The organism is Brevibacterium sediminis (assembly GCF_013623905.1).
GTDB lineage: Bacteria > Actinomycetota > Actinomycetes > Actinomycetales > Brevibacteriaceae > Brevibacterium > Brevibacterium sediminis.
In genome coordinates this window covers 1-24,920 of the sequence record NZ_JABKDD010000005.1, presented here as the reverse complement: position 1 = coordinate 24,920, position 24,920 = coordinate 1, and the positions used below count along the sequence as shown (strand labels likewise).

At 66.1% G+C, this 24,920-nt stretch carries 18 protein-coding genes and 1 riboswitch; of the genes, 13 read left to right on the top strand and 5 right to left on the bottom strand.

Annotated features, from left to right (window positions below; all coding sequences use genetic code 11):
• The first annotated feature begins 177 nt into the window (after positions 1-177).
• Together HK108_RS09045 and HK108_RS09040 are read left to right on the top strand one after the other, a co-directional pair.
• A complete protein-coding gene (locus HK108_RS09045) occupies positions 178-2,052 on the top strand; it encodes an amidohydrolase (RefSeq protein ID WP_181271252.1) in 1,875 nt (624 codons plus the stop codon).
• 115 nt (positions 2,053-2,167) lie between these two features.
• Positions 2,168-3,481: an acyltransferase family protein gene (locus HK108_RS09040; RefSeq protein ID WP_181271251.1), complete on the top strand. Its 1,314-nt coding sequence runs from the start codon at positions 2,168-2,170 to the stop codon at positions 3,479-3,481.
• A gap of 181 nt (positions 3,482-3,662) precedes the next feature.
• On the opposite strand, the gene fabG is transcribed toward HK108_RS09040, so the two are convergent.
• From fabG to HK108_RS09025, 3 genes are all read right to left on the bottom strand, one after another.
• Positions 3,663-4,472, bottom strand: coding sequence for a 3-oxoacyl-ACP reductase FabG (gene fabG, locus HK108_RS09035; protein ID WP_181271250.1), 810 nt, complete (start codon positions 4,470-4,472; stop codon positions 3,663-3,665).
• 35 nt (positions 4,473-4,507) lie between these two features.
• Positions 4,508-5,671, bottom strand: a complete 1,164-nt coding sequence (locus tag HK108_RS09030; protein WP_181271249.1) for an acyl-CoA dehydrogenase family protein — start codon at positions 5,669-5,671, stop codon at positions 4,508-4,510.
• A 92-nt stretch (positions 5,672-5,763) separates the two neighbouring features.
• A complete protein-coding gene (locus HK108_RS09025; RefSeq protein WP_181271248.1) occupies positions 5,764-6,999 on the bottom strand; it encodes a CaiB/BaiF CoA transferase family protein in 1,236 nt (411 codons plus the stop codon).
• A gap of 217 nt (positions 7,000-7,216) precedes the next feature.
• Between HK108_RS09025 and HK108_RS09020 the strand changes: the two genes are divergently transcribed.
• Positions 7,217-8,113 (top strand): LysR substrate-binding domain-containing protein, encoded by an 897-nt coding sequence (locus HK108_RS09020; RefSeq protein WP_181271247.1) that lies wholly within the window; start codon positions 7,217-7,219, stop codon positions 8,111-8,113.
• A gap of 18 nt (positions 8,114-8,131) precedes the next feature.
• On the opposite strand, the gene HK108_RS09015 is transcribed toward HK108_RS09020, so the two are convergent.
• Positions 8,132-9,430: a DUF1990 family protein gene (locus tag HK108_RS09015; protein WP_181271246.1), complete on the bottom strand. Its 1,299-nt coding sequence runs from the start codon at positions 9,428-9,430 to the stop codon at positions 8,132-8,134.
• 166 nt (positions 9,431-9,596) lie between these two features.
• Between HK108_RS09015 and HK108_RS09010 the strand changes: the two genes are divergently transcribed.
• The gene (locus HK108_RS09010; protein ID WP_181271245.1) at positions 9,597-10,415 is read left to right on the top strand and encodes an SDR family oxidoreductase; all 819 of its coding nucleotides are present in this window, start codon (positions 9,597-9,599) and stop codon (positions 10,413-10,415) included.
• Between the two features lie 178 nt (positions 10,416-10,593).
• Here HK108_RS09010 and HK108_RS09005 read toward each other — a convergent pair whose 3' ends face one another.
• A complete protein-coding gene (locus HK108_RS09005; protein ID WP_229664039.1) occupies positions 10,594-11,208 on the bottom strand; it encodes a TetR/AcrR family transcriptional regulator in 615 nt (204 codons plus the stop codon).
• A gap of 260 nt (positions 11,209-11,468) precedes the next feature.
• Here HK108_RS09005 and HK108_RS09000 point away from each other — a divergent pair, with 260 nt between their 5' ends.
• The 9 genes from HK108_RS09000 to HK108_RS08960 all read left to right on the top strand — a co-directional run bounded on the left by HK108_RS09000 (position 11,469) and on the right by HK108_RS08960 (position 24,616).
• Positions 11,469-13,214, top strand: a complete 1,746-nt coding sequence (locus HK108_RS09000) for a class I adenylate-forming enzyme family protein (protein WP_181271244.1) — start codon at positions 11,469-11,471, stop codon at positions 13,212-13,214.
• Between the two features lie 38 nt (positions 13,215-13,252).
• The gene (locus HK108_RS08995; protein ID WP_219729055.1) at positions 13,253-14,032 is read left to right on the top strand and encodes an SDR family oxidoreductase; all 780 of its coding nucleotides are present in this window, start codon (positions 13,253-13,255) and stop codon (positions 14,030-14,032) included.
• Positions 14,029-15,288 carry an acyl-CoA dehydrogenase family protein gene (locus HK108_RS08990; RefSeq protein WP_139906777.1) on the top strand — a complete coding sequence of 420 codons (1,260 nt, stop codon included), beginning with the start codon at positions 14,029-14,031 and terminating at the stop codon, positions 15,286-15,288. Before HK108_RS08995 ends, HK108_RS08990 begins: the two co-directional genes overlap by 4 nt.
• Complete coding sequence (locus HK108_RS08985; RefSeq protein ID WP_172172384.1) at positions 15,285-16,367, top strand: phosphotransferase family protein; 1,083 nt, start codon at positions 15,285-15,287, stop codon at positions 16,365-16,367. The genes HK108_RS08990 and HK108_RS08985 overlap by 4 nt, the downstream gene beginning before the upstream one ends.
• Before the next feature lie 91 nt (positions 16,368-16,458).
• Positions 16,459-17,748 (top strand): MFS transporter, encoded by a 1,290-nt coding sequence (locus HK108_RS08980; RefSeq protein ID WP_139470402.1) that lies wholly within the window; start codon positions 16,459-16,461, stop codon positions 17,746-17,748.
• A 278-nt stretch (positions 17,749-18,026) separates the two neighbouring features.
• A riboswitch (glycine riboswitch) is annotated at positions 18,027-18,142 on the top strand.
• Positions 18,143-18,271: 129 nt separating this feature from the next.
• A complete protein-coding gene (gcvP, locus tag HK108_RS08975) occupies positions 18,272-21,205 on the top strand; it encodes an aminomethyl-transferring glycine dehydrogenase (RefSeq protein WP_181271243.1) in 2,934 nt (977 codons plus the stop codon).
• Positions 21,205-22,467, top strand: a complete 1,263-nt coding sequence (locus tag HK108_RS08970; protein WP_181271242.1) for a glycine cleavage system aminomethyltransferase GcvT — start codon at positions 21,205-21,207, stop codon at positions 22,465-22,467. Before gcvP ends, HK108_RS08970 begins: the two co-directional genes overlap by 1 nt.
• A gap of 112 nt (positions 22,468-22,579) precedes the next feature.
• Positions 22,580-22,978, top strand: coding sequence for a glycine cleavage system protein GcvH (gcvH, locus tag HK108_RS08965; protein ID WP_167193660.1), 399 nt, complete (start codon positions 22,580-22,582; stop codon positions 22,976-22,978).
• Between the two features lie 150 nt (positions 22,979-23,128).
• The gene (locus tag HK108_RS08960; protein WP_181271241.1) at positions 23,129-24,616 is read left to right on the top strand and encodes an L-serine ammonia-lyase; all 1,488 of its coding nucleotides are present in this window, start codon (positions 23,129-23,131) and stop codon (positions 24,614-24,616) included.
• The last annotated feature ends 304 nt before the right edge of the window (positions 24,617-24,920 follow it).

Below are 24,920 nucleotides of genomic sequence, written 5' to 3'. Positions count from 1 at the left end.
CTTCGATTCTACCCTTCGTAGAAGAGGCCGGCAGCGCCCTCACTTTCACCCACCAATTACTACCTGACGGCGGCGCAGCAACCTCGCGCGAGGTATCTGGGCCGCCGTCGGGTAGTAAGAAGGGGTGGTGATCGGCCCACTCAGCGACTTCGCCGTACCCGCTCTAGACTGGTGTCCATGCGTCTGTTCTCCAACGCCGTGGTGCGCACTTTCGCACCCCAAGCCGCCTCGAGTGCCCCCGACTCGAACACCCCTGCGTCGATCGCATCCGACCCGAGCGAATCGAACACAGACAAGGTCCCCGACCCGACCTCCACGCCGACCTTCGACCTCACACAGGCGGCCCCGGATGCGATCCTCGTCGATGGGGAGACCATCGTGGCCATCGGCACCCGGGCCGAACTTCTCGACATCGCCGCCGCGGAATCGTCGACGACGGCGGCGCTCGCCTCGGCGGGTGGGGTCGGTGCCACCACGGTCATCCCCGGCCTCGAGATCGATGAGATCGACTGCAGCGGGCAGGTCATTCTGCCCGGATTCGTCGACGGACACATCCACTCGATCCTGTACGCCGACTCCCTGACCGACCTCGATCTGTCCCAGACGAAATCACTGCCCGAGGCGGTCGCCGCCATCCGCGAACGCGCCGATTCCCTCCCGGTGGGCACCTGGGTGGTCGGCTCCGGATGGGACCTCAACAAGTGGGAGGACCCGAGCTACCCTGACCGGGAACTCCTCGACGCCGAGGTCCCCGACCACCCCGTGGCGATGTGGTCCCTTGATCTGCACACCCTGTGGGTCAACGCCCACGCCCTCGAGATCGCCGGCATCGACGAGGCGACCCCCGACCCTTCGGGCGGCAGTTTCGTCCGCGACGACGACGGACAGCTCACTGGCCTCGTGCGCGAGGACGCCACCGACCTCGTCGCCCGCTTCATCCCCGAACCCAGCCGCGAGGATCAGGTCGAACGCCTCGTCACCACCCAGGAGCTCTTCCTGTCTCAGGGGCTGACCGGGATCCATGACTTCGACGGCATCGCCGCGACCTTGGGCTGGAACGACCTGCACGCGGCCGGTCGCCAGGACATGCGCGTGACCTTGTTCCTGCGCTCGCCCGAAGTGCCGTGGGCGATCGAAACCGCCTGGCACACCGGTGACGGGGATGATTGGTTGCAGTGCGGCGGGCTGAAGCTGTTCTCGGACGGGGCGCTCGGCTCGCATACCTCGCACATGTCCTCAGCATTTCCCGCGATCGACGGTGAGGACGAGAACTTCGGTGTCGTGCAGATGACCGAAGACGAACTCTTCGACCAGGCGCACATCGCCACCGAAGCGGGAATCTCCGTTGCCATCCACGCCATCGGCGATCAGGCGAACCACCATGTGCTCGCTGTCTATGACCGCCTGCGGGAGACGACGAAGGCCGCGGAGGAGAAGTTCGGCCGACCCCTGCGTCACCGCGTCGAACACGCCCAGTTCATCCAGCCGGCCGACGTTGCCCGGTTCGCCGAGCTCGGGGTGCTCGCGTCGATGCAGCCGCGCCACTGCATCTCTGACCTGCACCTGCTCCACCTCATCGACGAGTCCGCGCAGCTGGCCGCCTATGCCTGGCCCGACCTGCTCGATGCGGGGGCGCACGTGGTCTTCGGCTCCGACGGTCCGGTCGAGCATGCGAACCCCTTCGCCGCGATCTATGCCGCGATGACCAGGGCGGACATCACCGGAGACGCGTCGACGACCTTCCAGCCGCACCGTCGCCTGAGTGCCGTCGAGGCCATCCGCCTGCACACTCAGGGACCGGCCTTCGCCGCCGGGCTCGAGGACCGGCGCGGATATCTGGCGCCGGGCATGGACGCCGACTTCATCGTCGTCGACACCGATCCGTGCGCGGCCGAAGGGCTCAACGTTGACCACTTAAGTGTCGCCGCAGCAGAGCGCGACGGCCTCCTCGGCTACGATTCCGAAGAAGCCCTGTTCGCCCACGCCGAGGCGATCCGCGACACCCGAGTCGCGCTCACCGTCGTCGGCGGCGAAGTGAAATACCGGGCCTGAATCGCCGAGGTGGACGACCACCTCGGCGGTGGGCGGGACCCGCACTGCCCGCTCCGTCGATCAACCGCTCCCTCGACCAACCGCTCCCTCGACCAACCGACAAGGACGTCCCCGCATGCCCCGCTCGTTTCTGGCCCAGGCCCGCAAGGTCGATGAGGCGACCCCGGACTCTCGCAGCCGCGAGGTCGACTTCCTGCGCGCCGCGGCGATCACCGTCGTCGTGCTCGGCCACTGGACGATCATCGCCGTCAGCGCCACCGGCGGCATCGAACCGCATGGTCTGCTCGACCAGGCCAGGTGGACGCACCCGCTGACCTGGGTGTTCCAGGTGATGCCGATCTTCTTCCTCGTCGGCGGCTACTCCAACGCACTGTCCTGGCGTTCGGCCAGGCGGCGACAGACCGGCTACGCCGAATGGCTGCGGGCACGCCTGCGCAGGCTCGGCCTTCCGCTCATCCCGCTGCTGCTCGTCTGGCTGGCCACCTGCGTCATCGCCCTGGCCGTCGGCGCCGAACCCGCCTCGGTCCAGCTGGCCTCCCAGATGGCACTCGTGCCGACGTGGTTCCTCGCCGCATATCTGCTCGTCGTCATCGTCGCCCCGCCGTGTCTGATCCTGTGGGAGCGTTGGGGCTGGTGGTCGATCATCGCCGGCATCGGCTTGGCCGGCATCATCGACCTCATCAGCATCGTCACCGAGAGCACGCTCGCCGGCTACCCGAACTACCTGCTCGTCTGGGCGAGCTTCCACCAGTTCGGCTATGCCTGGCTCGACGGCCGACTCTCCAGCATCAGACGCTGCCTGCTGCTCTTCGTCATCGGCGCCGTCGGGCTCGGGCTCCTCGTCGGCTTCGGCCCTTACCCGGTGTCGATGATCACCGCGGGCACCGACACGATTTCGAATTCCGCCCCGACCCGTGTGACGATGGCTTTCCTCGGCATGGCCCAGGCCGGAATCGTGCTCATGCTCCAGCGCCCACTGGCGAAACTGCTGCGCAGCCCCGGCCTGTGGTTCCTCACGGTGCTCGTCAACCAGCGCATCATGACCTGGTTCCTCTGGCACCTGACCGCGCTGACTGCCCTGGCCAACGTCCTCATCGGACTCGACGCCGATGCCCTGCTGCCGACTCCGCTGACCGGAATCTGGTGGCTCACCCGTCCGCTGTGGGCACTGGTTCTGCTGGCGATCACCGGGGTGCTCGTGGCGATCTTCGGCCGGTTCGAAACACCCGCGCCAGACGACCGTCCCGCCCCTCCCATGTGGATGCCGATCGCCGCCTCGGCGGCCATCTGCGCGGGCCTCGCGATCATGGCCGACACCGGAATGGTCAACGACAGGGGCGTGACCTGGATCTGGCCGGTGCTGCCGCTCGTCGGCATGGTTGCCTTCGGTGTCGTTCGCCTGCCCGGTCGGCGAACCGCCAAGAGCTGACCCTCGCCGAGGCGGCCGGACCGTCACGCTGAAACGTTGCCGCGTCGGACGCGGAGATACGGAATGAGAACGGCCCGACGTCCCCGCGGGGACGTCGGGCCGTTTCTCACGGTGATCGGGTGATCCACCTCGGCAAAGGTGCGACGGGGACGTCGGGCCGCCTCGGCGAGGGCGAATTCGATCAGATGTGGCGACCGCCAGAGATCTCGGTGACGGTGCCGGTGAGGTAGCTCGAGAGTCCGGAGGCGAGGAACAGCACCACGGAGGCGACCTCTTCGGGTTCGCCGGCGCGGCCCAGCGGGATGTCGGCGAGCTTCGAATCGATCGCGTGCTGCGGCATGGCCGCGGTCATCGCGGTGTTGATGAAGCCGGGCTGGATCGCATTGATGCGGATGTTCTTGAACGCGACTTCCTTGGCCACGGCCTTCGTCATGCCGACGATGCCCGCCTTCGCAGCAGAGTAGTTCGACTGTCCGGGGTTGCCGACCTTGCCGCTGATCGAGGACACGTTGATGATCGAGCCGCCGCGGCCCTGCTCGCGCATGAGCGCGGTGGCGACCTTGAGCCCGTTCCATGTGCCGCGCAGGTGCACGGAGATGACGTCGTCGAACTGCTGCTCGGTCATCTTCCGGATCGTCGCATCGCGGGTGATACCGGCGTTGTTGACCCAGATGTCGATACCGCCGAATGCGGTCGTGGCCGCCTCGGCGAGTTTTTCGACGGCCTCGAGGTCGGACACATTGCACACCGCGCCCGTGGCGACTCCATCTCCGCCGAGTTCGGTCACAGCAGCCTGCAGACTCTCCTCATTCATATCGGCGAGAACGACCTTCGCGCCGGAGTCGACGAGGCTGCGCGCCATCGCCAGGCCGAGGCCCTGTCCGCCGCCGGTGACGACGGCGACCTTGCCGTCCAGCAGGCCGGGGATGGCGGTGACTCCGCCGGTTTCGGTGACGGTGATGCCGGAGTTCGCGATTGTGGATTCAGTCATGGGATTCCTTTCGTTGGTGAGGTCAGAAATGCCGGTCAGAGGTTGAACTGCGGTTTGTGCGCGCCTTTGAGCAGCTGCTTGGCGACGACGACGCGTTGGACCTCGGAGGTGCCTTCGTAGATGCGGAAGAGGCGTGCGTGGCGGTAGAAGCGTTCGACCGCGGACTCGCGCATATAGCCCATTCCACCTTGGATCTGCACGCCCTTGTCGGCGATGCGGGCGAGTGCTTCGGAGGCGAAGAGCTTCGCCGAGGAGGGGCCGAGCTTGCGATCGGTCTCGGCGTCCCAGCGCTGTGCGGCCGAGAGGACGAGGGCCTTGGCGGCGGCGACGTCGGTGTAGATATCGGCGAGCATCGCCTGGACGAGCTGGAATCGGGCGATCGGTTCCCCGCCCTGCTTCGCATCGGCGGCGAAGCGCACGGATTCGTCAAGGATGCGGATCGACTGGCCGACGCAGATCGCAGCGATGTGCAGGCGTCCCTTGTTGAGTGAGGCCATGGCCGCGTAGAAGCCCTTCTCCTCCTCACCGCCGATGAGGTTGGCGGCAGGCACGCGCACGTCGTCGAAGAAGATCTCCGAGGTCCAGGCGCCGGCCTGACCCATCTTGTGATCGTGCGGGCCGACGGTCACGCCTTCGGACTTCGTGGGCACGAGGAAGACGGAGATGCCCTTTGAGCCCGTGGCATTCGGGTCGGTGCGGGCGAAGACCATGAGGACGTCGGATGCCTCGGCGTTGGTGATGAACCGCTTGGAGCCGTTGATGATGTAGTCATCACCGTCGCGGGTGGCCTTCGTCCGCAGACCCGAGGGGTCGGAACCGGCCTCGGACTCGGTGAGGGCGAAGGAGGCGACGGCCTCTCCGGAGGCCAGGCGGGGCAGCCATTCGGACTTCTGCTCATCGGTGCCGTAGTTGACGAGCACCTGTCCGGCGATGCCGTTGTTCGTGCCGAACAGCGAGCGGAACGACGGGGTCGTGTAGCCGAGTTCCATAGCCAGCAGTGCGTCCTGTTCGGCATTGAGGCCGAGGCCGCCGTATTCCTCGGGCAGGGCCCAGCCGAAGAGTCCCATCTCGGCGGATTCTTTAATGATCGCCTCGGGGAAGGCGTCCTCGTCCTCGACCTGGGTCTCGAGGGGGACGACTTTCTCGCGGACGAATTCTCGGACGGCAGACAGGATGTCGTCGAGTTCTGAGTTGTCCATTGCTGTGTCTCCTTCAGGTGGATGCTGTGCAGAAGTCTGCGTGCAAGTGTCGGGATTGCGGTTCGGTCGGGATGAGTCCGAAACGGTGCGATCTAGAGGCTGTCGAGCCAGGCGCGGACCTGATCGGAGTCGGCTCCGAGTTCTGGGGGAGCGAGGTCGTAGGAGACCTGCGACTTCGACAGGGTGATCGGGTTGCGGACCGTCGGGATGACGCGATCGCCGGTGCCGGTGTCCACGACCGGTTCCAGGCCGAGGCTCTTGGCGTGTTCGATGCCTTCGGCGATCGTGTTGATCGGGGCGCAGGGCAGGCCCGCGGCCGAGAGCTTGTCGAACCATTCCTGTGCTGAGTGAGCCTGGAGGGCCTCGAGAAGTTCGGGCTCAAGGGAGTCGCGGTTGGCGTTGCGGTTCTTCGCCTGGGCGAATCGTTCGTCGTCGCACCAATCGGGGCGTCCGACCACCTCGGCGAGGATCCGGAATTGGCCGTCATTGGCCGCGGCGATGATGATCTCACCGGACTTCGCGGCCATCGGCTGGTAGGGGTAGAGGCTCGGGTGGGCGTTGCCCATCCGCGTCGGATTCACCCCTGCGGCCGCGTAGGCACCGGACTGGTTGGCCAGGCCGGACATCGCCGAGGACATGAGGTTGGTTTCGACGAGCTGGCCCTCGCCGGTGAGCGTGCGGTGTTGGATCGCGGCGAGGACGCCGATCGTGGTGTGCAGACCGGTCATGACGTCGAAGACGGCGACGCCGGCGCGGTACGGCGAGCCGTCGGGGCTGCCGGTGACCGACATGAAGCCGGACAGCGCCTGCATGAGGAGGTCGTATCCGGGCAGCGGGTTCTGCGGCCCGAAGCCGGTCACCGAAGCATAGATGACCGTCGGGTTGGCAGCGGAGACGCTGTCGTAGTCGAGTCCGTACTTCGCCAACCCGCCCGGCTTGAAATTCTCGACGACGATATCGGCTTCGGCCGCGAGCTTCTGTGCGGTGGCGAGGTCATCGGGGTCGGTGAAGTCGAGGACGATGTCGTATTTGTTTCGGTTGATCGACAGATAGTAGGTGGCATCCTCATCGCGCACCGGCGGAGCCCAGTGCCGGGTGTCATCGCCTTTGGGGCCTTCGACCTTGATGACGGTGGCGCCGAGGTCGGCGAGCATCATCGTCGAGTACGGTCCGGCCAGCACGCGGGAGAAGTCGACGACGATCTGTCCCGACAGGGGACCCGAGCCGGCGCGGGGGAGGAACTCCTCGAGGCGATCGTGGGCAGGTGACCGATGGTGGTCGCGAACGGAGCCGCTGTCGTGGTGCTCAGAAGTGGTCGACTGCTTCATCGTCGAATGTCTTCCTCTCGTCGGGCCGGCGGCGGTGCTGTGCGTTGTCGAGCTCGGCATTCTGGTCCCGTGCTTGTGCAGCGGGCGCGTGGTCCGTCCCACTATATAGCAGGATCGGTAATAATGTACATGGATTATTATCGAAACGGGTATTGGCTGGGATGTCGGTCGGGGCAACGGCAGAGGCTCCAGCGCGGATTCGGAAAAGGAGCAGTCGATGGAGATTCAGCAGGTCAAAGCGTTCCTCGCAGTCGCCGAAGAGCTGCACTTCGGTCGTGCAGCCGAACGGCTCGGAATGCTGCAGCCGCCGCTCAGTCGTACGATCCGCGCCCTCGAGGTCCACCTCGGCGTCGATCTGTTCCGACGCACGACCCGCAATGTGGCGCTGACCGCGGCGGGGGAGGCGCTGGTGGAGCCGGCGCGGAGGATGATCGAGTACCGAACCTTGGCCGCCGAGACAGTGCGCCGGGCCGCCGATGGGCAGACCGGACACATCGAATTCGGATTCGCCCACTCGTCATCGCGCAGACTGGCCGCGGCGCTCGTGACTGCATCCACCGCGCACAGGCCAGGGGTCAGCTTCGGGCTCCACTCCGATGTCTACGCCGAGGAGGGGATCACCCGCCTCGTCGACGGCTCGCTCGACCTCGCGCTTGTGAGGTGGGCGAAGCAGCCACCCGGGGTCACAGGTCGGCCGGTGATGGTCGAGCGTCTCTCGGCAGCCCTGCCGGTGGGTCATCGTCTGGCGGGACGCGCCTCGGTGCGGGTGGACGAGCTTGCCGACGAGGATTTCATCGCTCTGCCCGAGCATCCTTCCTCGACGTTGCGGGAGGCGACGCTGCGTCTGTGCCACGAAGCGGGGTTCGCACCGCGCGTAGTCCAGAGCGCGCCGGATTCGCAGACGATCGGAGCCCTGGTCGCGGCCGGACTCGGCATCTCGATCACCTTCGACTCGGTGTCCGCCGCCACCCGAGAGGTCGGCACCGTGGCCGTGCCCCTCGATATCCCCGAGGAGCCCACGATGCTCTACCTCGCCCACCGTACCGACCACGGAAAGGCCTCCGTGGAAGCGGTGCTCACCCTCGCCGAGGAAGTCCTGCCGACCGTTGGATGAGGGCGGTGGCGGGCCGGTTCACAGCTGCGCGTTCCAGGTGTCGAGGCGGTGGCGGAGATCCTCGGCGGTCATGTCCGTGAGGCCGATCCCGTGGTAGTTCGGCAGCCAGGTCTCGACGCGATCATGGGCACGTGCCGCAGCTTGGACGTCCCATGCGCGGATGTCATGGATGCGGCGGCCGAGGAGTCGTTCGTACCCGTCGAGAAAGTCGGCGGCCGCCTCGGGGGAACCGAGCAGCACGAGATCCTGACGGCACCAAGCGAGATCGACTCCGCGAGGTCCACGGCTCGCGCCCGACCAGTCGACGACTCCGGTCAGGCGCCCGCCCGTCCACAAGGCATTGCCTGCCCAGAAATCCGTGTGCGTGAGGACTTCTTCGTCGCGGTCGAGGTTCGCCCACTCCCGCTGGGCGCGAATCGCGATGGCAGAGTCTCCTGACGGCGGGGACTGCGGAGTCGGAGGCAGACCGGTGTCGTCGAGTTCGTGGATGCGGATCAGGGCTGCCGCCATTTCTCGAGCGATGGTGGTCAGCGGTGTCGCCGGATCCGGTGGTGAGCCCGGGACACGGGTCGTGACGATGACCGGATCGTTGGTGTCGGCATTGTGGGCGATGAGGCGGGGGACGAGATCACCGAGCGGGCTCAGCCGGTCCAGCACCTCGGCTTCCCTGATCGCCGCATCATGGCCGGCGGGGAATGCGCGGACGACGAGTTCCGCGTTTCCGTCGCGGGCCGCCATGGTCAGCGCGTGCTGACCGCCGGCAAGGGTCTCTTTGTAGCTCAGCTCTCGGCCGATCAGGGCCGAAGCTGTCGCGAGTGCGCGGGATCGGCGGCTTCGCTCGGCCGTTCGGAGCTGTCTCTTCAGCCCTTCGACATAGCGCCTGGCCATCAACTCCTGGGCCGCCACGGTCACCGGAGCGCCCAGGCGCAGGAGGGGATGTGCTGGGACGGAATCGGCGCTGATGGTCACGCCGAGGCGGCCGTCAGCGCCGATGGATACGAGGAAGGTCTCCTCGCCGCTCTCGAGGTGGCCCGGCAGGGTGCGATAGGTGAATCCGGCGCGATCCTTCTCATCGAACACCCGTGTGACGACGCACGAACCCACGGGCACGAGCAGATCGCGACCGCGCGGCCGCCTCGGCGGGGCGGGCCATGCGGGATTGAGTCCCAGGTCGACGATCTGACCTTCGGATACGCGACGGCTCGGACGGACCACCACGCCGGCGAGTTCCTGCAGCGTCCAGGAGAAGATCGCTTCTCGGGCGAGCGGGAACTGGTCGCCCGAGCCGAGGTCGAGATGGAACTCGAGATGATTCATGACTCCATTCTCGTTCAGTTCTCTCGTTCGATGGCCGTAGTCCTTGTCATCTTCGAACGGCTGTGCCTACGATGAGAACTGATCGCTGAACGAACGCTCGCTTCAGGGCAATTCGCCAGGTCAGCGCCGAATGACCATGTCACAGCACGAACACTGGAGTTCATCTATGTCAGACAGCACCTCATCCGCTCAGCCCGCAGCTGCCTCGGCGGCTCCGAAATCCGGTCGTCGTTTCGAAGGCCAGGTCGCTGTCATCACCGGCGCCAGCCGTGGCATCGGTCTCGGAATCGCTCGGCGGCTGAACGCGGAGGGCGCCACCGTCGTCCTCACCGCGCGCAAGCCCGAAGCGCTGGGTGAGGCGGTCGCGGAGTTCCCCGAAGGCACGGCGCTCGCCATTGCCGGCAAGGCCGACGACCCGGCTCACAGGGCAGAGGTGTTCGACACGGTTGCTGAGAAGTTCGGTCGCCTCGATGTGCTCGTGGCCAACGCCGGAATCAACCCGGTCTACGGCCCGCTCGTCGATATGGAGCTCGATGCCGCGCGGAAGATCTTCGACGTCAACGTCCTCGGCACGCTGGCCTGGGTGCAGGACGCCGTCCACCATGAGGGCCTGAACTTCCGTGAGAACAAGGGCCGCGTCGTCACCCTGTCGTCGGTCGCCGGGCAGATCCCGAGCGAAGGCATCGGCTTCTACGGCATTTCGAAGGCGGCGGTCTCACATCTGACGAAGACGCTTGCCGTGGAGCTCGGACCCGACATCCGCGTCAACGCCGTCGCTCCGGCAGTAGTCAAAACGAAGTTCGCCACCGCGCTCTACGAAGGCAGGGAAGAGGAGGTCGCCTCCGCGTACCCGGTCAAGCGCCTCGGCACTCCCGAGGACATTGCCGGTGCCGTCGCCTATCTGGCCTCGGACGACGCCGACTGGATCACCGCTCAGGTGCTCACCGCCGATGGGGGAGTCGTCACCGCCGGCGGCAGCGCCTGAAACTGAGGCGCATTGTTGGGTCGATCCACGGTGTTTCAGGCGTGGAAACCACCGTGGATCGACCCAACAATCCAATGGGGGCAGGGTTCGCGGAACGTTTCGCGAGCAGCCTGCCGCTATTTCGCGGGCAGCTTGTGGCCAGGCGACCGTTACTTCGCCGGGTCGCCAGGCACCACCGTTACTTCATCGGGAGGCCGGCGGCGTGCGCGCAGATCTCGCCGTAGCGTTCGGCCACACCGGCCGGGTCGAGTTCGCCGCCGGCCCGGTACCACTGCGAGACGCCCGTGCAGATCGTCGTGATCGCTCGTGAGGCGTCCCGCGGGAACTCCGTGGTGAAGCTGCCGTCGGCAACGCACTCCTCGACCACCTCGTCGAGGAGTTTCTGCTGCCGGTCACGAGCGGCGATATGAGCATACCGGTGCTGATCTTTCAGCGCTCGGATCTCGCTGAATGCGATGAAGGCGAGATCGGACTGGTGCGCGTGGAAGAGCAGCAGGCATTCGATGAGTCGGTCGAAGCGTGCGGTCGGCTCCTGCCCGCCGTCGGCGAGTGCCGCGACGCTGCGCTGCCACAGATCCTCCATCGCCAGACGGTCGATCTCGGCGAGGATCGCATGCTTCGACGCGAAATGGTGATAGAGGCCGGGCACTGACAGTCCGGCCGCGCCGGCCAGCTGCCGGATGCTCGTGCCGTGGAAGCCGCCCGTGACGAAGCTGTCGAGAGCGGCCTGGAGGATCGGCGAGAGCAGCGGGGCGTCGTAGTCCCGCCAATCGATCATGGGTGCATTGCTCACGAGTTGTCCCTGCCTGCTCCATCTCACTGTCTTCTCATCCCTAATCTACGGCCATTCGTGCCCCGCGGTTTCATTCGACCCCCGAAGCGTTCCTCCATCTCTGAGTTCGATCGCTTTTCTGCCCGAACGGTTGACAGTCAGGCCCGGCCGCCCTTGCGCCCGGTCATCGTGTGACCTACGATACAGAACTAACCGAGCGAGCGCTCGGTCGGCCGAAGCGGAGATGCTCCGGTTCCGACACGATGAGGGGCGACAGTCAGATGGCAGCCGACAGAACTTCCACCACCACGCAGCATGTGTGGACGCGGCTCTACCCTGCCGGAGTCGGTGAGACGCCGGAGATCCACGACGCATCCACGGCCCATGCGTGGAACGCCCGTGTCGAGGCGGCCCCAAGTCAGATTGCCGTGACCTACCGTGGCCGCAGGTTCACCGCCGCCGACATCGACCGTGAAGCCGAGGCGCTCGCCGCCGGGTTCCTCTCCCGCGGCCTGCAGAAGTCGAATATCGTCGGCATCTACCTCCAGAACGTCCCGCAGTTCGCCGTGGCACTGCTTGCGGCCTGGAAGATCGGCGTCGTCCCCCTCGTCCTCAACCCCATGTACCGCGGTCGCGAACTGCGCGCGCTCATCGACGACTCGGCCGCCTCGGCGCTCATCTGCGACGAAGCAGACCTCGGCCAGGTTCGTGAGACCCTCACCGGCGGCTCCCTGACCTGGGTGCTCATCACCGATGACGACGAATACGATCGGGACCCCTCCGACCTCACCGGCGACGCCCAGACCGCAGCTGTCCGTGAGTCAGAAACCACTCCCGCCGAGGCGACCCCCGCCGAGTCCGGGATCGCCGTTTATTCGTGGGGTCCCTTCCTCGCCTCCAAGCGCACCGACGCGCCCGATCACCGCACCGAACTGCTGCCGGGCCTCGACGACGCCGCCCTGCTCACCTACACATCGGGCACGACCGGGCCGGCCAAAGGCGCCGTCGGCACCCACCGCAATGTTCTCGCCGTGGCCCGGTCGTACGGAGATTGGCTGAACCTCGACGAAGGCGACGTCATGCTCGCCATCGCCCCGCTCTTCCACATCACCGGAGCCGTCGCCTGCGCGGCGACCTCGCTGATCTTCCCGATCACGCTCGACTTCATCGGCCGCGTGAACGCGGACAAGATCGTCGCCGCCATCCGTGATGACAAGGTCACCGTGACCATCGGCTCGATCACCGTCTACAACGCACTGCTCGAACACGAGTCCGCCACAGCCGAGGACCTGCAGAGCATTCGCTACCTCTATTCCGGTGGAGCCCCCGTGCCGCCGGCCACGGTCGAGCGTTTCCGGAACCGGTTCGGCCACTACATCCACAACATCTACGGGATGACCGAAACCGCCTCCGCGGTCATCGGAGTCCCGCCGAACACGGAGGCGCCCGTCGACCCGGCCACGGACACCCTGGCCATCGGCGTGCCGTTCCCCGGACTCGAAGCCCGCATCGTCGACATCGCCGACGGGACCGTCATCACCGATTCCAGCGCCGGCGAACTCGAGTTGCGCGGGCCTCAGATCACGCCCGGCTACCTCGGCAAGCCCGAAGCCAACGAGGCGGCCTTCGACGAGGGCTGGTTGCGCACCGGCGATGTCGGAGTCATGGACGCAGCCGGCTGGATCTATCTCGTCGATCGGATCAAGGACCAGATCAACGCCTCCGGCTACAAGGTGTGGCCGCGCGAGGTCGAAGACGTCCTCTATGAACACCCGGCCGTGCTCGAAGCCGCCGTCGTCGGCCAGCCCGACGACTACCGCGGCGAGACCGTCGTCGCCTACGTCTCCCTGCGCACCGGCCAAGACGTCAGCGCCGAGGAGCTCATCGCCTTCGCGAAAGAACGCCTCGCAGCGTACAAGTACCCGCGCACCGTCCACGTCATGTCAGACCTGCCGAAGACGCATACCGGAAAGATCCAACGCAGGCTGCTGCGAGACTCCGGAAGAGAAGCAGCGTCAGATAGATAGGCACCACTGACCGGCAACCATTCAAGACAGGAGAGACATTGAGTGAATCAACGATCGGACGCCGTTTCGAAGGGCAGGTCGCCCTCGTGACGGGATCGAGTCGCGGCATCGGACTCGGCATCGCCAAGCGGCTGCAAGTCGAAGGGGCGACCGTCGTCCTCACCGCCCGCAAGCCCGAACCGCTTGCCGAGACTGTCGCAGAATTCCCCGACGGCACCGTGATCGGCATCGCGGGAAAGGCCGATGACTCGGCTCACCGGGCCGAGGTGTTCGACACGATCGCCGAGAAGTTCGGCCGCCTCGACGTCCTCGTCACGAACGTCGGCATCAACCCGGTCTACGGTGACACTATCGACATCGAGCTCGATGCCGCCCGCAAGATCCTCGAGGTCAACGTTCTCGGCACTCTGGCCTGGATCCAGGGGGCCGTCCATCACGAGGGACTGAAGTTCCGGGAGAACAAGGGTCGGATCCTGTCCATCTCCTCGGTCGCCGGCCAGAATCCGAGCAAGGGCATCGGCCTCTACGGCGTCTCGAAGGCCGCCGTGGCCCACCTCGTGAAGACCCTTGCCGTCGAACTCGGACCCGATATCCGCGTCAACGGAATTGCCCCTGCCGTCGTCAAGACCCGCTTCGCCACCGCGCTATACGAAGGCAGAGAAGCCGAAGTCACCGCCGCCTATCCGGCCGGCCGGCTCGGCACTCCCGAGGACATCGGCGCAGCTGCGGCCTACCTCACGTCGTCCGACTCCGACTGGATCACCGCCCAGATCCTCACCGCCGACGGCGGACTCATCACAGCAGGAGGCACAGCATGAGCCACATTCCAGCAGACGTCGAAGAGCTGCGCCAGCGCACCCGCACCTTCATCCGCGACGTCGTCATACCCGCCGAACCTCATCCCGGGGACTACCTCGACGAAGGGGTTCTGACCGACCTCAAGGCCAAAGCCAAGGAGGCCGGAGTCTTCGCTCCACACGTGCCTGCCGAGTGGGGCGGCCAGGGCGTGCCGATCGAGTTCTGGTCCCCGGTGTTCCAGGAGGCAGGCTACTCGCCGATCGGGCCCGCCGTGCTCAATTGCATGGCACCCGATGAGGGCAATATGCACATGCTCGCCCAGATCGCCACGCAGGAGCAGAAGGAGCGGTTCCTCGCCCCGCTGGCCGCCGGCGACGTCCGCTCCTCCTTCGCCATGACCGAACCACATCCAGGCACCGGCTCCGACCCATCGGCGCTGGCGACCCGCGCGGTCAAGGACGGTGACGAGTGGGTCATCACCGGTGACAAGCGCTTCATCTCCGGAGCTGAGCTGTGCAGCTTCTTCGTCGTCATGGCCGCCACCGACGCCGAGGAGTCGGCCGCTGCGACCGAGGGCTCGGGTTCCGCGCAGGCGAAGATGGGCCAGGCGGCCACGATGTTCCTCGTGCCAAAGGACACCCCGGGTGTCAGCGTAGGGCGGCCGATCCACACCGTCGATCGCACGATCGCCGGCGGCCATCCCTACGTCCACTTCGACGATGTTCGTGTCCCCACCTCGGCGATCCTCGGCGAACCCGGCAAGGGATTCGCCTACGCCCAGGTTCGCCTGGCACCCGCCCGCCTCACGCACTGCATGCGGTGGCTGGGACTGGCCCGCCGGGCGCTGGACACGGCTCTCGACCGTGCCGAACATCGCGAGGCATTCGGCGACGTCCTCGCACGTCAGGGCCTCGCGCAGGAGCTCATCGCGCAGTCGGTCATCGACATCGAAACCTCTGACGCGATGATCACGAAGACCTCCGAAGTGCTCGCCACCGATGCGAAGGAAGCGAACTCCAGATCTTCGATCGCGAAGGTCTACTGCTCCGAAGCCGTCTACCGTGTCATCGATCGGGCCATCCAGCTCACCGGCGGAGACGGCGTCTCCGACCAGCTGCCACTCGTCCAGTACCTCAACGACGTCCGTCCGTTCCGCATCTACGACGGCGCCACCGAGACGCACAAGTTCGCGATCTCCCGTCGTGCCTCATCGAAGCGGCGCAAGGAAGTCGCCGCGGGAGCTCCCCGCCTCGACATCGTGAGGGAGGCGCGTTGACCGAGAAGCTCATCGACGTCGTCGACACCGCGGCCGAGGCGCAGGCACTGTCCGTACCGCCGTTGCTCATCGTCGACGTCCTCACCGACTACCTCGACACGCATGGCCTCGGGTCCGGTCCCGTCCGCTGGGATCGCATCGGCGAGGGCCAGTCGAACGTCACCTTCCGGATCCGGCGTGATGACCTCGATGTGGTGCTGCGCCGCGGACCGCGCCCGCCGATCCCGAAATCGACTCACGACATGGTCCGGGAGGCGAAGATCCAGAAGGTCCTCGGCGCTCAGGGAGTGGCCGTGCCCACGATCCTCCACGTCTGCGAGGACGAATCGGTCCTCGGCGTGCCGTTCTACATCATGGATTTCGTGCCGGGCACCGTCGTCACCGACACACTGCCCGATTTCCTCGCCGAGGCGGCCGACCGTCGAGCTCTCAGCGAAGCCCTCGTCGACCGCCTCGTCGACCTCCACTCGGTCGACGTCGCAGTTCCCGAGGTGGCCGCGCTCGGTCGTCCGGACGGGTACCTGGAGCGCCAGGTGAAGTTGTTCGCCTCCCTCTGGGGGAAGAACACTCAGCGGTCGCTGCCCCAGGTCAGCCGCCTCGGTGAGTGGTTGGCTGCGAGCATTCCGGCCACTCAGCGGCACGCGGTCGTCCATGGCGACTACCGTGCCGGCAACGCGATGATCGCGTCCTCGACGCCGGTCGAGGTCGCAGCGATCCTCGACTGGGAGATGTCGACCCTCGGCGATCCGCTCGCCGACCTCGGCTACTTCCTCGTCACCTACACCGACCGCGAGAATCCGCGCACGGTCATGGACCTCACCCCGGTCACTGCGGGGGAGGGGTTCCTCACCCGTTCCGACCTCGCCGAGCGCTACCAGCAGAAGACGGGCCTGGACCTGTCCGTATTGCCTTGGTACGAGGCCTTCGCGCTGTGGAAGGCCGCGATCTTCAGCGAAGCCATCTACACCAGATGGCTCAACGGAGAGGCGCCGTCGGCCGGTAACTTCACCGGCAGCCTCGAGACCGGGGTCCCCGAACTCATCGCAGCCGCCGAAGCCGTCGCCTCCACCGTCGTGTGACGGCGAGCGAGATAGGAGTATCCGCACCACCGAACACCACCACAGAGATATACAGCATCACCACCTCCAATGAAGCAGTGGAAAGGAAGCCATGACCGATACGATCGCAGAGACAAAGGTGCCTCTGCAGCTGAAACGGCGATCCGTCGTCGCGAGCACCATCGGCAATATCCTCGAATGGTACGAGTGGAGCGCCTACGCGGTGTTCACGCCCTTCATCGCCGCCGCGATGTTCAACAGCGAGGACACAGTCTCCTCCGTCCTCGCGACCCTCGGCGTCTTCGCCGTCGGGTTCCTCATGAGACCCCTGGGCGGCATCGTGTTCGGGAAGATCGCCGATGTGAAGGGGCGCAAGTTCGTTCTCATCGTCACGATGCTCATCATGGCAGGCGGTTCGTTCCTCATCGCCGTCCTGCCGACCTATGGTCAGATCGGCGTCTTCGCCTCACTCATCCTCCTTCTCATCCGAGTGGCACAGGGCTTCGCCCACGGAGGGGAGTCGGCAACGGCGAACTCCTATATCGCTGAGATCGCTCCGGCCCACAAGCGCGGTTTCTGGGGCTCAATCGTCTTCGTCGCCATCTTCGGCGGTTCGGTCGTCGCTTACACGATTGGGGGCGTGATCACGAACGTCTTCTCCGAGGCGGCAGTTTCCGACTGGGCATGGAGGATTCCGTTCGCGCTCGGCGGTCTGCTCGCGCTCGTCGCGCTGTGGATGCGGCGCGGAATGGTCGAAAGCGATGTCTTCGAAGCCGATGAAGCGGAAGAAGTTGTCGACCCGACCCCGCTGGATCGCGGCCGCGTGGCCCGTGCGATCGTCCTCGTCGTGCTCATGACCTCCGGTATCACCGCGGCTCACTACACCTGGACGTCGTACGCGTCGACCTTGGCGATCACCGAGCGCGGTATGGATGCGCAGACCGCTTACTGGGCGACCGTCGGTGCGCAGATCATCGCACTCGCGTCGCTGCCCTTCTGGGGATTCCTCTCCGACCGGATCGGTCGTCGGCCGGTGCTCATCGGCTTCGGAGTGCTCATGGCGATCCTGCAGTATCCGCTCATGGGCATGATCACGGACACCGGCTGGACGTTGTTCGTTGCGTCGACGCTGGCACTGCTCGTGGTCTCGATGGCAGGAGCCTTGTTGTCGGCAGTCCTGTCCGAGGCCTTCCCGACGAAGGTCCGCACCCAGGGAATCGGCTTCGCCTACTCGGTCTCTGTGGCTGTGTTCGGCGGAACGGCACCATATCTCAATGGACTGTTCAACTCGCTCGACCTCAGCTGGCTCTCCAGCGGCTGGGTGGTCCTGCTCTGCTTGGCAACGATCGTCGCCGTGGTCAAGCTGCCCGAGACTAAGGGCAAGGACCTCAACGCGATCTGAACATCGCGGCGGGACCGCAGCGCCGCCTCGGCGAATCTAGGTCGCTATCGGATACTTCTGAGCAAGGAAAGTATCCGATAGCGACCTATTTCTGCATTGGAGTCACAGACGAGCTGCCGTGGGGAGCTGGTCCTCGCGGCGGTTGGAAGAGTGGCCACAGCGAGGGGGCCAGCAGGGGGTTTGTCGGGGGTGATTTCATTCACTAGAATCGGAGGCGCAGTCTCAGCCGGGGGCTTCAGAGGCCCAACTGGTTCTGCACATAACTTCATACGCCGCTAAGACAAGACGTGGGAGAGCTGCCGCAGTCGGGCCGAATCGAGCCGGGCTTCCGAGCAGCGCCGTAGGTGCAATTCCCTCCCCGGGAAACTCTCAGGCCCAGTACCACCGATTGCAGGCATATCTGAAGGACGCGAGTTCGCCGCACACGTGCGGTGCGACCACACATCCGACAGATCGGGGAGGACACTCAGCGATCGCTGCGTCCTCCAATTCGGTGGGCGCGACACCGACCCAAGGACGGCAATTGACCAGTTCACTCGCCCATACGACGCAGGCAACAGGGGACACCGCGCGCCCCTTCTCCGACCGCCACATCGGCCCCCGCGCCGACGACGTGCAGGCCATGCTCGCCGAACTCGGCTATGACTCCCTGGAAGCGCTCTCTTCCGCTGCCGTCCCGGAATCCATCCAGAACGAAGAGCTCAACCTGCCCGCCGGCCGCTCCGAATTCGATGTGCTGGGCGACCTGCGCGACCTCGCCGAACAGAACGTCATGCGCACCCAGCTCATCGGCCAGGGCTACTACGACACGATCACCCCGGCCGTCATCCGCCGCAACCTCGTCGAGAACCCCGCCTGGTACACCGCCTACACCCCGTACCAGCCCGAGATCTCCCAGGGCCGGCTCGAAGCGCTGCTGAACTTCCAGCAGGTCGTCCAGGACCTCACCGGCCTCGACATCGCCAATGCCTCCCTCCTCGATGAGGCCACCGCCGTCGCCGAGGCGGTCCTGCTCATGCGTCGAGCCGTGAAGAAGGGGACAACCGTCGTCCTCGACTCCGAACTCCACCCGCAGACCATCGCCGTCGTCCGCGCCCGGGCGAAGGCTATGGACTTCCGCGTCACCGTCGCCGACCTCGCCGAGGGCCTCGTCGGCGAAGACATCTTCGGCATCGTCTGCGCCCAGCCCGGCACCACCGGAGCCATCCGCGACTTCACCGAAGCCGTCGACGGAGCACACGACCGCGGTGCGCTCGTCACCTTCGACGCCGACCTACTGGCCCTGACTCTGCTCAAGGACTGCGCCTCCCAGGGTGCGGACATCGCCGTCGGCTCGGCCCAGCGCTTCGGTGTGCCCCTGTTCTTCGGCGGCCCCCACGCCGGCTTCATGGCCGTGAAGTCCGGACTCCAGCGCCAGCTGCCCGGCCGCCTCGTCGGAGTGTCCAAGGACGCCCAGGGCAAGCCCGGCTACCGCCTGGCCCTGCAGACCCGTGAACAGCACATCCGCCGCCAGAAGGCGACATCGAACATCTGCACCGCGCAGGCGCTGCTCGCCAACGTCGCCTCCATGTACGCCGTCTACCACGGCCCGGTCGGTCTGACCCGCATCGCCTCCCGCGTCCACCGCCTCGCCCACGCGTTCGCAGGTGCCGCGGACACCGCCCCCGGCGCCGAGGTGCTCACCTGGGAATTCTTCGACACCGTGGCCCTGCGCGTGGCCGATGCCGAAGCCGCCCGCTACGTCGCCGACCAGGCCGGATACAACATCCGCGTCATCGACAACACCACCGTCGGCGTCTCCTTCGGCGAACCCCACACCGTCGCCGATGCCAACGGCCTGCTCGAGGCCCTCGGCATCTTTGCCCGGGTCGACGCGGACGACTTTGAAGCCGCCTCGGCAGGAACCTTCGGAGCCAACGCCGTGCCGGAACCCGCATTCGCGGCGTCGTTCCACCGGGACACCGAATTCCTCACCCACCCCGTCTTCAGCGCCCACGGCTCCGAGACCTCGATGATGCGCTACCTGCGCACCCTGGCCGACCGTGACCTCGCACTCGACCGGACGATGATTCCGCTGGGCTCGTGCACGATGAAGCTCAACGCCGCCGCCGAGATGGAACCCATCACCTGGCCGGAATTCGCCTCCATCCACCCCTTCGCCCCCGTCGAACAGACCCAGGGGTGGCGCGCACTCATCGGCCGCCTCGAGGACTCCCTCGTCGAGGTCACCGGCTACGACCGCGTGTCCCTGCAACCCAACGCAGGCTCGCAGGGTGAGCTGGCCGGACTGCTCGCCATCCGCGCCTACCATGTGGCCAATGGTGAAGATGCCCGCACCGTCGTGCTCATCCCGCAGTCCGCGCACGGCACGAACGCCGCCTCCGCGGTGCTCGCCGGACTCCAGGTGCAGGTCGTCGCGACGGCCGATGACGGCTCCGTGGACATGGACGACCTCGATGCGAAGATCGCCAAGCACGAAGGCAAGATCGCCGGCATCATGATCACCTACCCGTCGACCCACGGTGTCTTCGAACCGCAGATCCGCGAGGTCTGCGACAAGGTCCATGCCGCCGGCGGGCAGGTCTACGTCGACGGTGCGAACCTCAACGCCATGGTCGGACTCGCCAAGCCCGGCGAATTCGGCGGCGACGTCTCCCACCTCAACCTGCACAAGACCTTCTGCATCCCCCACGGAGGAGGCGGCCCCGGAGTCGGCCCTGTGGCGGTGCGCGAACACCTCGCTCCGTACCTGCCCGGCGATGCCACGCTGCCGGAGCTCGTCGCCGGTGACCCGGATGCCAAGGAGCTGCCGATCTCCGCATCGATGTTCGGCTCCGCAGGAGTCCTGCCCATCAGCTTCGCCTACCTCGAACTCATGGGTGCCGAAGGACTGCGCGAAGCCTCGCGCTCGGCTCTGCTCGGTGCGAACTACCTGGCGAAGAAGCTCGGCGACGTCTACCCGATCCTCTACTCGGGAGAGAACGGACTCGTCGGCCACGAAACAATCCTCGACCTCCGCGCGATCACCTCGGCGACGGGAGTCACCGCCGAGGATGTCTGCAAGCGCCTCGTCGACTTCGGCTTCCACGCCCCGACCCTGGCCTTCCCGGTGCCCGGCACCCTCATGGTCGAACCCACCGAGTCCGAGGACAAGGACGAGCTCGACCGCTTCGTCGAGGCCATGCGCACCATCCGCGCCGAGATCGACGAGATCGGCAAGTCGTATACCTACGAAGAGTCGCCGCTGGCCCTCGCGCCGCACCCAGCGACCGCGGTGATGGACGACTGGGACGGCAAGTACAGCCGCGAGACCGCGGTGTTCCCCGTTCCCGGGCTGCGCCTCACGAAGTACTTCCCGCCGGTCAGCCGCATCGACGGAGCCTACGGCGACCGCAACCTGGTGTGCTCCTGCCCGCCGCCAGAGGCCTTCGAAGAGTTCGAGGAAGAGGACAAGTGATGACCGATACGACCGCGAACACACCGAAAGAGACCCCGCTGCACGGCATCCACGCCGAGCTCGGTGCCTCGTTCACCGACTTCGGCGGCTGGGACATGCCGCTGAAGTACGGTTCGGAACTCGCCGAACACCGTGCCGTGCGTGAGGCCGCAGGCCTCTTCGACCTCTCCCACATGGGAGAGGTGCGTATCAGCGGAACCGACGCCGCCGCATTCCTCGACTACGCGCTCGTCGCGAAGTACTCGAAGATGAAGATCGGCAAGGCCAAGTACGGAGTCATCGTCAACGAGTCAGGCGGCCTGCTCGACGACCTCATCACCTACCGCATCGGCGACGAAGAGTTCCTCATCGTCCCCAACGCCTCGAACACGCCCACCGTGGTCGCCGCGCTCAAGGAACGCGTGCACCAGTTCGTGCAGACCGTCGCACCCGGCTCCGATGTGCACCTGACAGACGAATCCGACGCCACCGCACTCATCGCCGTGCAGGGACCGAACTCGGAGGCGATCATCCTGCGCGCCCTCGACGAATCCGGCCACGGCGAATTCGGACCCCGCACCGGCGCCGGTGACCAGGCGAAAGCCCAGGTCACCGACGATGCCAACGGGGGAGCCACCTCGGCGGGGGATGCGAAGATCACCATCGGTCAGTCGGTGCGCGAACTCAAGTACTACGCGTGGATGCCGCTGACGATCGCCGGGATCGACCTCATGCTCGCCCGCACCGGATACACCGGTGAGGACGGGTTCGAGCTCTACGTCCCCAACATCGGCGCCTCCCGCCTGTGGAACACGCTCGTGACTTCGGGTGCGGACTACGGACTCGTTCCCTGCGGTCTGGCTGCACGCGATTCGCTGCGCCTCGAAGCCGGAATGCCGCTCTACGGCAACGAACTCGCTCAGAACACCACCCCGTACGATGCGGGAATGGGCCGGATGATCGGGTTCAACACGAAGGACGACTTCTTCGCCCGTGAGGCGCTGGCGAAGCTCGGAGAGACCGAACCGCCGCGCGTGCTCGTCGGCCTGAGTTCGGAAGGACGCCGCGCCGCCCGCTCCGGAGCCGCCGTATCGATCGACGGCGCTGAGGTCGGCACCGTCACCTCCGGTCAGCCCTCGCCGACGCTCGGCCACCCGATCGCCCTGGCCTACATCGATCGGGACCGCGCCGAGGTGGGCACCGCCGTGACCGTGGACATCCGCGGCAAGGCACACGACTTCACCGTCACACAGCTGCCGTTCTACAAGCGCCAGGCCGACTGAAGCTCTCACCCACAATTCATCCTGGTGGGACCGGCGACTCGTAGACTGGTCCCACCTGGCACAACAACGTCGTGACCGCCCCTTCCGGCGGCAGTCACAGTAAGGAAGACATATGGCACAGCTGCCCCCGCTCCCGCAGAACTTCACCTACTCCGCCGAACACGAATGGGTCGACGGCGCTGCCGATGAGCTCGTCGGCAAGACCGTCAAGGTCGGCATCACCGCCGTCGCCGCCGATGCCCTCGGCGAGGTCGTCTACGTCGACCTGCCTGAGGTTGGTGACACCATCACCGCAGGTGAGACCTGCGGAGAGGTCGAATCCACGAAGTCCGTGTCCGACCTCTACACCCCAGTGACCGGCGAGGTCGTCACCATCAACGAGGCGGCCGTGGACTCACCCGGTCTGCTCAACTCCGACCCCTACGGTGAGGGCTGGCTGTTCGAGGTCGCCGTGACCGAGGTCGGCGAAGTCATGGACGCCGCCGGCTACGCCGAGGCGAACTCCCTCTGAGCCTCATCCTCCGGGCGGAGGATATAAACCCTGAAGCGGGGTCGGTCGAGGTCGGTGCCGACACATCGTCGGCATCGGCTTGCCATGCACGTGAGTGCACGGCTGTTCGGTCGGCCCCGTCGTCATCTCATCAGAAACGAAGTGATTGCCATGCCATTGAGTGTCTTCGACCTCTTCACGGTCGGCATCGGACCGTCGAGCTCCCACACCGTCGGACCGATGCGTGCCGGCGCGAGCTTCATCGACCTCCTTAGCGATTCGCTGAGCTCCGTGGCGGATCTGCGCGTCGACGTGTTCGGTTCCCTGGCCGCCACCGGCGCCGGTCACGGGACCTTCGACGCCATCCTCATCGGCCTCGAAGGCTGCCGCCCCGATCTCATCGAAGCCAACGAACTGACCGCCCGGCGAACACGGATGTCCGAGACCGGGACGATCATCCTCGGCGACTCGACCGGCAACGGCGTCGAACTCAAGTTCACCGAGGATGACATGGTCAAACGACCGCTGACCGTCCTCCCGCGCCATACGAACGCCATGACCGTGACCGCCTACGACGCTGCCGGGGAGACTCTCGCCGAGGAGACCTATTACTCCGTCGGCGGCGGATTCGTGACTTCGGAGACCGAATTCCTGGAGAAAGAGAAGACCGCCGAGGATGGTGCAGCTGCCGACGGCGGCGGTGCAGACGCGGGTGTCGAGTTCGCGGTCGCGGATTCTGTCGTCGACGCCGAACTCGAGTCCTACGACGAAGAGCTGCCCTACCCCTTCCACTCCGGAGTCGAGCTGCTTCAGCGCTGCCGCGAGAACGATCTGTCCATCGCCGAGATCATGCACGCCAACGAACTGTCGATGCGCGACGAGGATGAGATCCGGCACGGACTGCTCCACATCTACTCGGTGATGGAGGAATGCGCTTCGGCGTCCCTGGACCGCTCCGGTTATCTGCCCGGAGGGCTCAAGGTCCGCCGCCGCGCACACGACTGGTACCTCAAACTCAAGGCCGAGGACCCCGGCCGGGATCCCGGCTACTACCTCGAATGGGTCAACCTCATCGCGATGGCCGTGAACGAGGAGAACGCCTCGGGAGGCCGCGTCGTCACCGCGCCGACGAATGGGGCGGCCGGCATCATCCCCGCCGTGCTGCACTATGCGCTCAACTACGTCCCCGCAGTCAAGGAAGGCGGCGAGTCCGCGAAGCATCGAGCCATCGTCGACTTCCTGCTCACCGCGGCAGCCATCGGAGTCCTCTACAAGGAGCGGGCGTCGATCTCCGGCGCCGAGGTGGGCTGTCAGGGAGAGGTCGGATCCGCCTCGTCGATGGCCGCCGGGGGACTGGCCGCCGTGATGGGCGGAACACCCGAACAGGTGGAGAACGCTGCCGAGATCGCGATGGAGCACAACCTCGGCCTGACCTGCGACCCGATCTCCGGACTCGTGCAGGTCCCCTGCATCGAACGCAATGCGATCGCCGCCGGCAAGGCCATCAACGCCTCCCGCATGGCGCTGTGGGGCGATGGCCAGCACCGGGTCAGCCTCGACGAAGTGATCGAGACGATGCGTCAGACCGGCGCGGACATGTCCTCGAAGTACAAGGAGACGGCGATGGGCGGCCTCGCCGTCAACGTCGTCGAGTGCTGAGGCAGGACGGGTCGTCGAGTGCTGAGGTCAGTGCGTCTGAGGTTCGGAGCCAGTCAAGCGGCGCTCACCTGAGTCGCGGCCTCTCGAGCCGGCTTTGCGCACTCATCTACTTCCGTACCTCTGCAGCGGCCTGAAGCAGCGGGGAGAAAGGGTTAAGTGTGCGAAGAATGCCGAAAATTGGCCGGCGGTTTCTAGGTTCTAGTGCAACACCCGGTCTGACCAGCACTATCAGACCGGGTGTTTCCACTGAACGAAGGAACACCCCCATGACCACGCACTACAGACGTCCACGGCTGCCCTTCCA